At 46.7% G+C, this 13,912-nt stretch carries 9 protein-coding genes; 3 read left to right on the forward strand and 6 right to left on the reverse strand.

Annotated elements, in window-relative coordinates; all coding sequences use genetic code 11:
- Positions 1-24 precede the first annotated feature (24 nt).
- The 3 genes from dnaJ to grpE all read right to left on the reverse strand — a co-directional run bounded on the left by dnaJ (position 25) and on the right by grpE (position 4,408).
- A complete protein-coding gene (gene dnaJ / locus SPB21_RS21055) occupies positions 25-1,152 on the reverse strand; it encodes a molecular chaperone DnaJ (protein WP_163662721.1) in 1,128 nt (375 codons plus the stop codon).
- A gap of 102 nt (positions 1,153-1,254) precedes the next feature.
- Positions 1,255-3,267 carry a molecular chaperone DnaK gene (gene dnaK, locus SPB21_RS21060; RefSeq protein WP_499867634.1) on the reverse strand — a complete coding sequence of 671 codons (2,013 nt, stop codon included), beginning with the start codon at positions 3,265-3,267 and terminating at the stop codon, positions 1,255-1,257.
- Between the two features lie 439 nt (positions 3,268-3,706).
- The gene (gene grpE, locus SPB21_RS21065) at positions 3,707-4,408 is read right to left on the reverse strand and encodes a nucleotide exchange factor GrpE (RefSeq protein ID WP_250565678.1); all 702 of its coding nucleotides are present in this window, start codon (positions 4,406-4,408) and stop codon (positions 3,707-3,709) included.
- 458 nt (positions 4,409-4,866) lie between these two features.
- On the opposite strand from grpE, the gene SPB21_RS21070 reads away from it, so the two are divergent.
- From SPB21_RS21070 to SPB21_RS21080, 3 genes are all read left to right on the forward strand, one after another.
- The gene (locus SPB21_RS21070; protein WP_499867635.1) at positions 4,867-6,879 is read left to right on the forward strand and encodes a GspE/PulE family protein; all 2,013 of its coding nucleotides are present in this window, start codon (positions 4,867-4,869) and stop codon (positions 6,877-6,879) included.
- A 144-nt stretch (positions 6,880-7,023) separates the two neighbouring features.
- Positions 7,024-8,175: a type IV pilus twitching motility protein PilT gene (locus tag SPB21_RS21075; RefSeq protein WP_163662728.1), complete on the forward strand. Its 1,152-nt coding sequence runs from the start codon at positions 7,024-7,026 to the stop codon at positions 8,173-8,175.
- A 124-nt stretch (positions 8,176-8,299) separates the two neighbouring features.
- Positions 8,300-9,520: a type II secretion system F family protein gene (locus SPB21_RS21080; protein WP_006516386.1), complete on the forward strand. Its 1,221-nt coding sequence runs from the start codon at positions 8,300-8,302 to the stop codon at positions 9,518-9,520.
- Between the two features lie 111 nt (positions 9,521-9,631).
- Here the strand turns inward: SPB21_RS21080 and SPB21_RS21085 are convergent, their stop codons facing one another.
- From SPB21_RS21085 to SPB21_RS21095, 3 genes are all read right to left on the reverse strand, one after another.
- On the reverse strand, positions 9,632-11,380 hold the full coding sequence (locus tag SPB21_RS21085; protein WP_163697536.1) for an ABC transporter ATP-binding protein: 1,749 nt from the start codon (positions 11,378-11,380) through the stop codon (positions 9,632-9,634).
- 117 nt (positions 11,381-11,497) lie between these two features.
- The gene (locus SPB21_RS21090) at positions 11,498-12,592 is read right to left on the reverse strand and encodes a YdcF family protein (protein ID WP_163662731.1); all 1,095 of its coding nucleotides are present in this window, start codon (positions 12,590-12,592) and stop codon (positions 11,498-11,500) included.
- A gap of 307 nt (positions 12,593-12,899) precedes the next feature.
- Positions 12,900-13,853 carry a DUF1517 domain-containing protein gene (locus SPB21_RS21095; protein ID WP_490793623.1) on the reverse strand — a complete coding sequence of 318 codons (954 nt, stop codon included), beginning with the start codon at positions 13,851-13,853 and terminating at the stop codon, positions 12,900-12,902.
- Positions 13,854-13,912: the final 59 nt, after the last annotated feature.

Raw genomic sequence — 13,912 nt, forward strand, 5'->3', positions numbered from 1 at the left:
ATCTTAATCGTCGGCGTCCCAAGCCTAGCCCTTAAACAGACCACCTAAAAAACCTTCCAACCCCTTCTTAGAGACTGAATCACCTCGCACTTCAGCTAATTTAGCCAGCAGTTCACGTTCTTCAGTCTTAATCCGAGTAGGAATATCCACTAGAACAGTTAGCAAGTGATTACCACGACTAACTGGATTACCCAACTTAGGCACACCACGATTTTCCATCGTCACAACTGTGTTGGGCTGGGTCCCTGGTGGCACATGCACATCCACTGGCCCATCAACAGTATCCACCTTCAAATCACAGCCTAAGATAGCCTGCAAATAACTCACCTTGAGATCCGAAAGCACATTGATGCCATCACGCTTAAACTTGCTGTGTTCCTTGACAAACAGGTATACATACAAGTCACCCGGTGGGCCACCACGCATCCCCGCATCCCCTTCGTTGGAAACCCTCAAACGCGTGCCATTATCTACGCCAGCAGGAATTGTAATTTTAAGCTTCTTAGTTTCCTGCTTACGCCCTGCACCGCCACAAACTTCGCAGCGATCTTCGACAACTTCACCTGTCCCATTACAGGTAGGGCAAGCTGAAACCTGGGTAAAACTACCAAAGGGTGTGCGAGTAGCTCGACGCACCTGACCTGAACCACTACACGTGGAACAAGTCCGAGGACGAGTACCCGGTTTTGCACCAGAACCCTTACAGGTCATACAGTTCTCTAAATGGCTAATTTTGATCTCTTTTTCACCGCCAAAAATAGCCTCAGTGAAGTCTAATTTCAGATCGAGACGTAGATCGTCCCCACGCATAGGACCACGTCGCTTAGCCTGGCTGGGACCACCAGAAAATCCGCTAAAGAAGCTTTCAAAGATATCGGCAAAACCACCCATATCAGAAAAATCTTGAAAGCCTGCGCCACCAGCCGCAGCACCACCCACACCAGCTTCGCCAAAGCGATCATACCGAGCTCTAATTTCCGGTTCAGATAAAACCTCGTACGCTCGATTGATCTCTTTAAATTTGTCTTCTGCACCCGGATCTTTATTGACATCAGGGTGATACTTACGTGCCAGCCGCCGATAAGCGCGCTTTACTTCATCCTGATCGGCCCCCCGGGAAACACCGAGCACCTCATAGTAATCACGAGCCATAGAATGCTAGCTTAACAACGACAACTGGAAACCTATCCAACTATTCTACGTAAGCACGGCACATTACTGATTCGCAATTCCCGTACTCTAATCATTCGGTTACTATTCAATCGCTTCGTAATCCGCCGTAATAGTTGCATCCAAATCAAACTCCGGATCATCAGCCAACAGATCTATAGCTTCAGGAGTGGCTACTGACGCAGGTTCTTCTACTGGAGTCGCTTCGGCACCAATGGGCTCAACAGGCTCAGATGTGGACATATCTGGAGTCGTCTCATCCATCGCAATATCATAGTTATCTTCATTCACCTGGCGATACATCTCAGCACCGATTGCAAAAATAGTTTGTTGCAATGCATCTAGTGCTGATTGAAGTTCTTCAGGCGTAATGTCCTTATTATGCAGGGCAGCCCGCAATGCAACCTCAGACTCCTGAGCTTGAGCTTTACGCTCTTCACTGATCCACTCAGCGTTCTCCCGCATCGTCGACTCATAGCTATAGAAGAGGGTGTCAGCCTTATTCTTCATTTCAGCAACGATCTTGCGACGAGCATCTTCGTCCGCGTAGGCTTCAGCCTCCTCGCGCATCTTATCAATTTCACTAGACGTTAGACCGCCTGTGTTAGTAATACGAATGCTCTGCGCCCGACCAGTGCCTTTATCCTTAGCAGCTACTTGCAGAATACCGTCAGCATCAATTTCAAAGGAAACTTCAATTTGAGGTATCCCCCTAGGTGCAGGTGGAATACCTGTCAGCTCAAATCGGCCAAGACTCTTATTATCTCGAGCCATCGCCCGCTCACCTTGCAAAGCATGGACTTCCACCGACGTTTGACCATCCGTTGCCGTTGAAAAAGTCTGCGACTTACTAGTTGGGATGGTAGTATTTCGCTCAATTACTTTAGTAAACACCTCACCTAAGGTTTCAATCCCTAGCGATAGGGGAGTCACGTCCAATAGCAATAAGTCCTTGACCTCACCTCCTAGCACACCCGCCTGAATAGACGCGCCTAAGGCCACTGCTTCATCTGGATTCACAGAGCGATCAGGTGTCTTGCCGTTAAAGTAATCAGTGATAGCCTTTTGAACAGCTGGAATCCTTGTAGAGCCACCTACTAGTAGAATCCGATCAATGTCATCTGGCGTCAGCTCAGCATCCTTCAAAGCCTGTCCTACAGGTTCTAATGTTGCTGCAACCAGCGGCTTCGCCAACTCTTCAAATTTAGTGCGGGACAGCTCAGACTCCAGATGTTTAGGTCCAGCTTCATCTGCTGCAATAAAAGGCAAATTAATAGATGTTGTAGCCCGAGTCGAAAGCTCAATCTTGGCTTTCTCTGACGCTTCACGGATACGCTGTAGAGCCATACGATCCGTTGATAGATCCATCCCCTCCTGCTCACGAAACTGATCCAACAAAGCGGTGACGATACTATTGTCAAAATCGTCACCACCAAGATGATTGTTACCAGACGTGGCTTTCACTTCAAAAACGCCGTCTCCGAGCTGCAGAATGGAAACATCAAATGTGCCACCGCCCAGGTCAAACACCAAAACAGTCTGATCCTGATCTAACTTGTCAAGACCATAGGATAAGGCAGCGGCCGTTGGCTCGTTGATAATACGCAACACTTCTAGGCCAGCGATCTTCCCAGCATCCTTGGTTGCTTGGCGCTGGGCATCGGTAAAGTAAGCAGGTACTGTAATAACAGCCTGAGTAACCTCCTCACCAAGATAAGCTTCTGCATCCTGCTTCAGCTTCTGTAGAGTCATGGCAGACACTTCTTGTGGAGTGTAAGCCCTGCCGCGAATTAGAACATCCACCGTGTCATCTTTTCCGCGTACACACGTGTAAGGCACTCGGGATCTCTCACTGGACGTATCTTCCCAACGACGCCCGATGAAGCGCTTAATACTGTAAACAGTATTTTCTGCATTCGTAACGGCCTGACGCTTTGCTAGCTGGCCAACCAACCGTTCTCCATTCTTGGCAAATCCAACAATGCTCGGCATAGTCCGCCCACCCTCAGTGTTAGTAATCACCTCGGGCTTGCCACCTTCTAGAACAGCAACACAGCTATTTGTAGTTCCTAAATCAATGCCAATAACTTTACCCATCTGAGAGCCTGCTTACTCCAGAAAATCACACAACTTTTTAGAAATAGACGTCCATCAACCAACCAACATTAGCTTGCACAGTAAATCCATATTTCTCTAAAAAATAAGAATTGGCAAAAACCATTCAAAGGATGCACTGACTTATAGCAAGCATTAGCCGTATGGACTAACCGATATAGATATATGTGCTTTAAGTAAAAAATTGCTATATGGTTACACCCTGTTGATAACTCTCAACCACAGAAAGTATCTGCAATGAGCACATTTGGAAAACATGCTTGAGCTACTCTCCAATATAAATACAATACCCAAAACCATAAACTCTAATAAAGCACCTTGATATTCAAGAAAGCTTCATAACCGAGCTAGCTTTAATAACTAGCTCAGCTATGTTTTGAGCAAGTATTTTTTACCTTCAATAGAGTTCGGAAGTTCGGAGTTATTCCTCTAAAGGAGTAGCAACTTTGACCATGGCATGACGCAAAACTCGCTCCCCTAAAACATATCCCCTTACTAATTCTTCAATAACTGTACCTTCAGCATGCTCATCTGTCGGTTCACGCATTACAGCTTCATGTAGATTAGGGTCAAATTCTTTACCCTCTGCTCGCATTGGAGCCACACCGATACGCTTAAGAGCTTCCACCAGTTGCTTATAAACACTCTGATAGCTCTTATGAACAGCCATTTCACCGTCATTTTGAGGCTTAATTTGAGCCCGAGCCCGCTCAAAGTTATCCACAACCTCTAACATATTGCTAATGGTATTGCACTTGATTTGAAGTTCAAGGTCTTCTTTCTCACGGCTCGTACGCTTACGAAAGTTTTCGAAATCAGCTGTCAGCCTTAAATATTGACTACTCCTATCCTCCAATTGCACTTTTAGCTGTGCTACTTGTTCTTCCAAATTAGAGATAGCAGCCAAATCATCTGGAGAAGCATCCGCCCCCTTAGCCGCTACATCATTGGAAGCAACCTCAGGCAACTCATTCTCAAAATCTATATCTATATCAGCGTCTTCAACCTTAAGCTCTTCAATATTTTCATCCACCTCATTGATCACATCAGAGGCTTCATCCTCTTCCATAGAATTACTTTCCGCTGGATTAACGTTTTCTGCCGGATTAACGTCCTCTACCATCGTTTAACCTCATCAATAACAGAACATAGGGGGTAACCATTGCCTTAGACGCTGATATTTTAAGCGAGTTGCGCCACGCTAAGACCCCGTTTATGTAAGGATCCAGATCAAAAACCACGTTTCTAGCCTAGAAAGCCCAACACCACCCTGGTCTGTAGTCTCTATACAATCACCTTAGACGTATCACAATAGTGCATTTTGCAACGTAATGACTACATAAAATTAGGGCAGGCATCACATATATTTTCGATTGCCATATTCATTTTCAACTCACAATGCCAGTATTGCGGCTAGCTGGATGCCATTGTTCAAGCTATTATCGGGAAATGAAGCAGCGTTGTACGATACGCTGCAACGTTTGGGAGCATCCTGAATTTACAGGATAAAGCCCCCGATTGTAGCTGTCTACAGAAAAGCGTTTTGTGGGCAACCTTCTGTAAGGATTTTCTGCGGCGACTATGACCAATTCCTCATCATCATCTCGGAAAGCGCTTGTTCTACAAAGAAGCTTTTCACCATTTAGCAACCAGCTAATTCAAGCGGGTTACGTTGATACTGACCAAATGCAACAGGCATTGGTTGAAAGTCGAAAGTCAGGACGCTCGTTAACTGATGTATTAGAGTCACTGACTGGTCAGCAGCTGAGTCCAGAACTCCTACGACAGTATAAGAAACAACAGCTATTCGAACTTAAGATCCTCTACGGGGTAGAGTCACTAGATCCAGAGCTTGAAAGTGTATCTGATACAAAAGTTGGCAATTTAATTGACAGTTTAATTCCCGTTGATATCTGTCGCCGCCATCGTTTACTACCGCTTTCTCAAACCACCCAAGATGATATTTCCACGGTACTCGTGGCCATGGTGGATCCAGAGAATTTAGAGGCTCAGGATGATCTCAATCGCATCTTACGCCCGAAAAATCTAAAGTTACGCCGCATGGTTATCACCGTTGAAGACTATCAACGGATGATTTCGGCATATTTAGATGATCAAGTTGCCAAGGAAAAGCAACGAGATTTTGAACAGGCTGTAGATGTCAACTCAAATTTAGAGGATTTAGACCTTGATGATGCCGGACTTGAAGATGCCCTGGATGAAGAAGCTGATTTAAGCACAGCAGTTCAGGATGCAGGTGCAGCTCCTGTTATCGCATTAGTTAATAAAATATTAGTTAAGGCTCTCCAAGAAGGGGCTTCTGATATTCACGTCGAGCCGCAGGAAGACTTTTTACGTATTCGGTTTCGCCGTGATGGGGTTCTACGTCAGGCCTTTCAAAAATTTCCTAAAAAGATTATCCCAGCGGTTACAGCCCGCTTAAAAATCATTTCTGAGCTAGATATTGCAGAGCGACGTATTCCCCAGGATGGTCGGATTCGGCGAGTATTCCAAGGACGTAAAGTTGACTTTCGGGTTAGTACTATTCCTAGTCGCTATGGTGAGAAAGTCGTTTTACGAATTCTAGATAATACCAATACCCAGCTTGGTTTGGATAAGCTGATCACGGATGATGAAACTCTAAATATCGTTCGGGAGATGACCAATTCCCCCTATGGGTTGATTCTAGTAACGGGACCCACAGGTTCAGGTAAGACGACGACCCTTTATTCAGTCCTGGCAGAGCGCAACGATCCTAGCATCAATATAAGTACTGCGGAAGATCCAATTGAATATGCTCTACCGGGCATTACTCAGGTACAAGTCATTCGTGAAAAAGGCATCGACTTTCCACTGCTTCTGCGGGCATTTTTGCGGCAAGACCCCGATGTCATTCTAGTGGGTGAGACCCGTGATACCGAAACAGCTAAAACAGCCATTGAAGCAGCACTCACCGGCCACCTTGTATTAACGACATTGCATACCAACGATGCAGCAGGTGCCATTTCCCGTCTAAATGAAATGGAAGTGGAAGCTTTCCAAGTATCCAGTTCATTAGTGGGTGTGCTGGCACAGCGTCTAGTAAGGCGAGTATGCACCGATTGCAGAATAGCCTATACCCCCAGTAGTGAAGAGCTGGCCCGCTTTGGCCTTAGTTCTTCTAGCGGTGACATTAAGTTTTATCGAGCCAATACGGTTTCTCCAGACCAAGCTGAAACGGATAATAATACCGGTGCGCTTTGTCAAACTTGTCAGGGTTCAGGCTATAAGGGCCGAGTTGGTGTGTACGAGGTTATGCGTATAACCGAAGGCTTGCAGAAAATGATTTCTGATGGGGCACCTGCAGAACATATTAAGGAGGCTGCCGTCGAAGAAGGTATGCAAACCTTGCTGTCTTACAGTCTTAATCTTGTGGAGCAAGGCTACACAACATTAGAAGAAGTAGAACGCGTAACATTCACCGATACAGGCTTAGAGGCCGAGCTCAAGGCCAGACGTAAGAGTGTTTTAAGCTGTTCCACCTGTGGTGCCGAACTACACCACGACTGGTTAGATTGTCCTTATTGTCTAACAACGCGCTTCCAAACTAGTTAACTAAGCTAACTAGATGTAATTCATAAGGTTGAAATGGGTACAATCATCTCCATTACTTATGTTGAGCTCTGCTGAACCAGCTTCTCTATTTCCTTAATTTCTCTGCTTATAACGATTTTGTAGATATCTACCTGAGGTGGCCCTATGGAAATGATGATCGAAGACTTGATGGAAGAGGTGGTTGAGCGAGGCGGATCTGACCTCCACCTTTCAGCAGGTTTGCCCCCATACATTCGGGTTAGTGGTCACCTCACCCCGACTGAACATCCACCGCTGACACCTGAACAGTGCCAACGACTGATTTTCAGCATGCTCAATAATACCCAACGGAAACACCTAGAGCAGACTTGGGAGCTAGATTGTTCCTACGGTGTTAAAGGCTTAGCGCGTTTTCGGGTCAATGTTTATAAGGACAGAGGCACCTATGCCGCCTGTTTAAGAGCGCTGAGTTCCAAAATTCCAAGTGCAGATTTACTAGGTCTCCCCAATATCGTAATTGAGCTAGCTCGAAAGCCCCGGGGGTTGATTTTGGTGACTGGGCCAACGGGGTCGGGCAAGTCGACCACATTGGCTTCGATGATCAATGATATTAATCATTCCAGGGCTGAGCATATTCTGACAGTCGAGGACCCGATTGAATTTGTCTATGAGCCCATTAAGAGTTTGATTCATCAACGCCAGATTGGTGAAGATACTAAGAGTTTTGCCAACGCACTTAGGGCAGCGCTACGGGAAGATCCTGATGTCATCCTGGTGGGTGAGATGCGGGATTTAGAAACGATCTCCCTGGCAATTTCAGCGGCAGAAACAGGACACCTTGTTTTTGGCACCTTACACACAAGTTCTGCGGCGCAAACTGTAGATCGAATGATTGATGTGTTTCCACCGGGACAGCAACAGCAAGTACGCGTACAGCTTTCTAATTCTCTGGTTGCCGTTCTCAGTCAGACCCTTGTTCCTAAAGCAAATCCCAAACCTGGTGAGTTTGGTCGTGTAATGGCTCAAGAGATTATGGTGGTCACCCCAGCGATTTCTAACTTGATCCGAGAAGGTAAAACCGCTCAAATTTATGGTGCTATTCAAACTGGCGGTAAGCTGGGCATGCAGACGTTAGAGATGGTTTTAGCGGATTTGCATAAAGCTGGCACGATTAGCTTTGAAAGTGCCATAGGCAAATCGTCCCGAGCTGACGAATTACAGCGCTTGATCAATGCAGGTGGTGCCGGTACCACTAGTGGTACCGGTACTCCCAGGAATCAACAGCGTGGTCGTTCTGCTACTGGTGCACGCCGTTAGTTAAAGGTTGATGTCTGATTTACCAACTCCTTACTAGTTAACGTTGGGGGTTGCCTAAAAATCAGGCAACGCTGTATAAAGCCTTCCATAACTTATAAGCCTAAAATTTGCAGAGGTAAAATCCATGCCTACCTATGTTGCTACAGGTCGAGACACCACAGGTCGCACGCGACGTGAGAAGGTTGTTGCTGATTCGCCTGGTGAAGCTCGCACCATGCTTAAGGAGCGTGGAGTTTATATTCAGAGCATTAAGCAAGATCGAGGCTTGAATTTAAATTGGGAGGATATGAAAACCTCTCTAGTTCAGGTTTCGGTTAAGGATAAGGCTGTTTTTTCGCGTCAGTTTGCAGCTCTAGTCAATGCTGGGGTTGGCCTAGTCAGAGGCATTGGAATTTTGGGTGAGCAATGCCCTAACCCCAAGTTAAAGAAAGCCCTGCTGGAGATCAACTCTGATGTCCAACAGGGAAACAACTTATCTGACTCGATGCGCAAGCATCCAGCTAGCTTTGATCTGCTCTATGTGAGCATGGTTCAGGCAGGAGAGGTCGGTGGTGTGCTGGATGAGGTTCTCAATCGTCTGGCAAAGCTTTTGGAGGATCTAAATCGCTTACAGAACCAGATTAAGTCTGCTATGGCTTATCCAGTAACGGTAGGGGTTCTAGCGGTCACCATTTTTATTGGTATGACGGTCTTCCTGTTGCCCATCTTTGAAGAGATCTTTATCGAGCTTGGGGCAGAGCTGCCAGCTTTTACGCAGTTTATGATCAACATAAGCCGATTTCTGCGTAATCCTCTCCTGGTTTTGTTAACGATTGCAGCCCTAGTGATTGCTGGAATTGCGTACAGACAGTACTACAAAACTCGCGCTGGCCGGGAAACAATGGATCGTCTGTTCTTGAAGCTGCCTCTATTTGGTGATTTAGTTCAAAAGTCAGCAACTGCAAGATTCTGCCGCACATTTGGCTCACTTTCGCGCTCAGGTGTTCCCATTTTGACAGCCTTAGAAATTGTTCGAGATACCTCTGGCAACCAGGTGATTGCCAATGCAATTGAAGAGGCTCGTTCAGAGATTCAGACAGGGGGCATGATCAGCCTGGCTTTACAAAGACACCAAGTCTTTCCTGTTATGGCCATTCAGATGATTAGCATTGGTGAGGAAACAGGTGAATTAGACCAAATGCTGATGAAAGTCGCAGACTTTTATGAGGATGAGGTTGAACAAGCCGTTAAAGCCTTAACCAGCATTATGGAACCCATTATGATTATTTTTCTGGGGGGTATGGTTGGTTCAATCTTGGTGGCTATGTATTTGCCGATCTTTGCACTGCCCGGCGCAATTAGCTAATGAAGCCTGAATTAGCCCCAGTTTGAATGAGTTGGACAATGGCAAATAGTAATTCAATTTTGCACCCATGGATGTTTAGCTGTAGCTAAACATCCATGGGTTTTATAAGCACTATTGGAGTACTTCTTTAAGTTTGTGCTGATTCCAAAGTTGCTGATATAAACCAGCACGCCGGACTAAACTATCGTGGCTGCCTGTCTGAACGATGCGACCTTGATCCATTACGATAATGCGATCGCAATTTGCCGCAGCTGACATCTGGTGAGTAATAAAAATCACCGTCTTGCGCTGGGTACCGTGGGATAAATTATCCAAAATTTGAGTTGCCGTTTGGTTGTCAACACTAGACAAGGCATCATCAAGTACCAAAATAGGAGCATCCACCAGCAGTGCCCTTCCCAACGCTGTTCGCTGTCGCTGACCTCCAGACAACGTAATCCCGCGCTCACCCACAACGGTGTCATATTGGTTAGGAAAATTGGCAATCTCGTTCCGAATCTGAGCGAGTTTTGCCGCTTGCTCAATCTCAGGCATTTCTGCCAACGGCACCCCATAGCGCAAGTTATTTTTAATTTTGGTACTGAATAAAAAACTGTCTTGGGGAACAAAAGCAATTGCCCGTCGCAGATCTGGCAGAGCCACCTGGGTCACATCGTAATCATCTATAAACAGGTGCCCTTCCGGAATTTCTAAAATCCGGGGTAGGGTTTTGGCCAGTGTAGATTTACCCGAACCAATGGGGCCCACTAAAGCAACGGTCTCCCCAGGCTCGATAGAAAACGAAATATCCTGAATCGCTGGCGTATCAGTGCCAGGATATGCATAAGTCAACCCTTGAGCCTGTAATCGGCCAGATACTTCACCCACAGGCAAAGATGATGCCTTGGCAACGCTCGCCACCCTCGGCTGAGCCGCAAAAATTGCCTCAATGCGGTCAACACTAACCTCACCCCGCTGATAGGACGTAATCGTAAATCCGAGCAGAGCGGTTGGAAAAACCAGGTTATTGACGTAAAGCAAAAGGGTGACAAAATCGCCTACAGCCAACGTGCCTGCAGCAATGCTGCGAGCCCCCACCGCTAAAATAATGGCCAAACTTAGGCTAGCTAAACCTCCCAGCAACGGAAAGAGCGTATTACGGGTACGAGCCAGGGATAAATTAGCCTCCAGTACTTCATCATTACGCTGAGCAAACGCTTGTTGCTCGTTTGTCTCCTGAGCGTAGATTTTGATCAATCCAATGCCACTCATATCCTCTTGAATCAGGGTGCTCAGGTCAGACAGTGACTGTTGAACATCCAACTGTTCTTGCCGCAGACGATTGCTAAAGGAGCCCACCAATAGCATCATGACCGGATAAATAGCCAACGCCACCAACGTTAAACGCACACTGATACGCAGCATCGCTGGCACAGTAAAGCTATAAGCAAATAGGATATTCGCCAAGCTAAGTACGGCAAACCCTAATAACCGGCGAATATTATCCACGTCACTGGTGGCTCTGTTGATCAGATCACCAATGGTATTTTCTGCAAAATAGGCAGGCTCTAACGACAGCAAATGCTCAAAAATGCGCTGTTTAAGATCGAACTCAACCTTACGCCCCACACCAAAGATCAGCACTCGTGACGCCATACGTATTACCCACATAACCGTGGCTAATACCAAAATCAACAGCACATAGCGCAAAATAGTGCCCTGGCTAAAGGCAATTTTGAGGCGCTCAACTGCATCACCAATAATTAAGGGAATCCATACGCTCAGGATATTAACCACCAAGAGGGTTGAAATACCCACGAAAAGATGTCGACGATGTGGTTGAAGATAGCTGGTTAGATACTGCAGCCTAGACTTTGCCATAAAAGTACTCGAAACGCTTCTGCAGCCATCGCTGCTTCACTATCGTAGTACCCTAAAGCCCAGCTTGCCTTTTAGTACAAGCTGAGCGGTGATGACCCTAAGCAGTGATGGCTAATGTTAGAGTTCGATATTAGAGTCCCAACCAAAGTCGAAGTCAGGGAGCCAACCCCGTAGAAAATAGTAGGTGGATGTCAGCACTTCATCCCAATAGCGGGATGTTAGCTGTAGGGCATCTACATTAGGAATGATGTCAGGCAATCGGGAAAACGTATCATTCCCGGACCATGTATTGACTGAGTAAAAATCTGTCGGCTTAGCAATGACCTGCATATCCATATTCTCAAAGGTCAATGCCGAGCGTGTCATCGTCATGGCTGGAGCCACCAGCATAATCCGTGGATCGGTCGGCTCATTGCGATTATTTCTCGCCGGTAGTACCTGCTGATTACGCAAAAAACGATCTACCCTATCAGCTGTGCCATGGACGTTCAAACCAGTGGACTCAAAACGAATATTTTCTCCAGGCACTCCATTATTAACCAGAACCGTTCTAATATTCTGGCGCTTGACCTGACTAGCTTCACCACTTCCACCGGGGTCAGCGGTCACAATTACAAACGGATCGGCACCTGCTTGACGAGCCTCATTATAAAGTTGAGATCCATAAATTAAGCGGGGTACCAGCGTTGAGTTATATGCTTGATCACTCGCACTTTGAAAGGCAACGGCTCCTTGCGAATCTCCAGCATCATTACCCAGCACCACAATCGCCCCTGTCCGGTCTAATCGCGGTCCTTCTAAACCGGCAGGACAAACCTCAGCACACTGGGCCGCTCTTGCAGCAAATGCCTGCTGCACTTCTAGCTCTGAGCGGGCAACGATGAAGCGACTAAAAATCGGCAGGCTGGTAATGACCAAAATAGCCAAGGCCGCTGCCACCTGCTGCCCTTTTACTTTTCCCACACCGTCACTGATTGCAGATCCCAACAGCAAAATTGTTGCCCCGAGAGGCGTCAATGGCAATGAGAGCAGCCGCCAAATAGTTCCAATTGTTTCATCATTGGGATCTGCAAAGGAGGCAACAATCAGAATCAGAACAATTACTCCGCCAAACCAAGTCAGGTACTGTTTTGGAATGATTTTAGTCAGAATGTACCAAACTAAGAGTCCAAGAGTGGCCCAAAGTAAAACACGGGTAAGCAGAACAAGCATGGGAACCTTCTAAAAAACAGGCGCAAGGGAGATTGTTCAAAAGTTAAGCACATTAGTTCATTTTCGGCTACCGGGTCGGCCCCTCAAGCCGGAACCACTATACCCGGATCTGTACTTAGATAGGCTCGAAAGTGAAAAACATTTGTCAAAACAATAGGACATCAAGGTAATCGTCAAAACAAAATTTCACGTATGCAGGGCCTAAGTCACCCAATAAAAAAGGGTCCAATAAAAAACGGGAGCCCAAAAGATGGACTCCCGTTTAAGCATCGCTAATCAATGTCGCTACAACTGATAAGTTACAGTCCTAAACCAACTTCAAATTTGGATATTGGGCAATAACCTCATCATTCGTTAAGGTTTCACCACTGGCCTGGGGCGTCCACATTACCTCAACCGCCATGAGTTCATCACTCGGAATCGCCCCAACTTGGTTTAAGGCTTTGTGCAAGTCTTGCTCGGAATTCACGTTAGGCAGCGTCAACTTACCTTGGGCAGCAACAATCATGGTTGCAATAATGTATTCACCACTCTGTAAATTGCCGTCAGCGTCGGGCAACGTAGCGCTATTACCACCAGAGATTTGATTATTAACGTTAGAAACTGCTTCATGGCTGAACTTACTTCGCTCCATCAGCGCCAAGCGATTAAATTCCACCTCAGCAGACGTTAGCTTGGTTTGGACGGTTTCAGTATCTGCATAGGCCCAGTATTCGGGATGACGTAGCAGCGACAGCGTACTTTCTTGTAGTACTTTGCTCAGCCCAGCCGATGAGCTGGTGTCTGAGGAGGTTGCTAAGCGGTTAAGGTCGTCCTGAAGGTGGCGAGCCTTGGCCAGTAATCCCACCTGTAAACGAGCGACAGAAACCGTTGGATTAGGCGTGTAAGTCTCTCCTTCGCCAAAGCCAGTGGAGCGGAAGCTGCGGACCAGGAAGGATGCGATCGCAAAAAAGATTAGCAAGCTAAATAGGCCACCGCCACCAAAACCAAACAACGGCATCACCAGTGGAAAACCAAAGCCAAACCCACCGCCAGGATAGTAACCACGAGACGGACCTTGATAGCTACGGGGCGACGAATACGTCCGACCAGAGGATGGGCGAGCCCGAAAACTGCCGCCACCAATGCGCCCGCCAGCACGGGCAGCTAAAGCGCTATCAGCCTGAGAGAACACTAGAACCAATGCCAGGAAACAAACCAAGAACGGCTTGAGCAGTGGGCGTAACCAAGACGTAAATCGGGTTAGCTTAAATCGACTCATGATGCAGGGTATAGAAAAACGCTGAGACAGGTCTACTAAGGCTCTACTCAGGCGGGAAA

Source organism: Leptothoe sp. ISB3NOV94-8A, assembly GCF_043421595.1.
Classification (GTDB): domain Bacteria; phylum Cyanobacteriota; class Cyanobacteriia; order Phormidesmidales; family Phormidesmidaceae; genus Leptothoe; species Leptothoe turfae.

Bases quoted from the DNA above. Each gene is read 5' to 3' on its own strand.
- grpE (WP_250565678.1), bottom strand. From the start codon at position 4,408: ATGGTAGAGGACGTTAATCCGGCAGAAAACGTTAATCCAGCGGAAAGT.
- SPB21_RS21085 (WP_163697536.1), bottom strand. From the start codon at position 11,380: ATGGCAAAGTCTAGGCTGCAGTATCTAACCAGCTATCTTCAACCACAT.
- dnaJ (WP_163662721.1), bottom strand. From the start codon at position 1,152: ATGGCTCGTGATTACTATGAGGTGCTCGGTGTTTCCCGGGGGGCCGAT.
- dnaK (WP_499867634.1), bottom strand. From the start codon at position 3,267: ATGGGTAAAGTTATTGGCATTGATTTAGGAACTACAAATAGCTGTGTT.
- SPB21_RS21075 (WP_163662728.1), top strand. From the start codon at position 7,024: ATGGAAATGATGATCGAAGACTTGATGGAAGAGGTGGTTGAGCGAGGC.
- SPB21_RS21090 (WP_163662731.1), bottom strand. From the start codon at position 12,592: ATGCTTGTTCTGCTTACCCGTGTTTTACTTTGGGCCACTCTTGGACTC.
- SPB21_RS21095 (WP_490793623.1), bottom strand. From the start codon at position 13,853: ATGAGTCGATTTAAGCTAACCCGATTTACGTCTTGGTTACGCCCACTG.
- SPB21_RS21070 (WP_499867635.1), top strand. From the start codon at position 4,867: ATGACCAATTCCTCATCATCATCTCGGAAAGCGCTTGTTCTACAAAGA.
- SPB21_RS21080 (WP_006516386.1), top strand. From the start codon at position 8,300: ATGCCTACCTATGTTGCTACAGGTCGAGACACCACAGGTCGCACGCGA.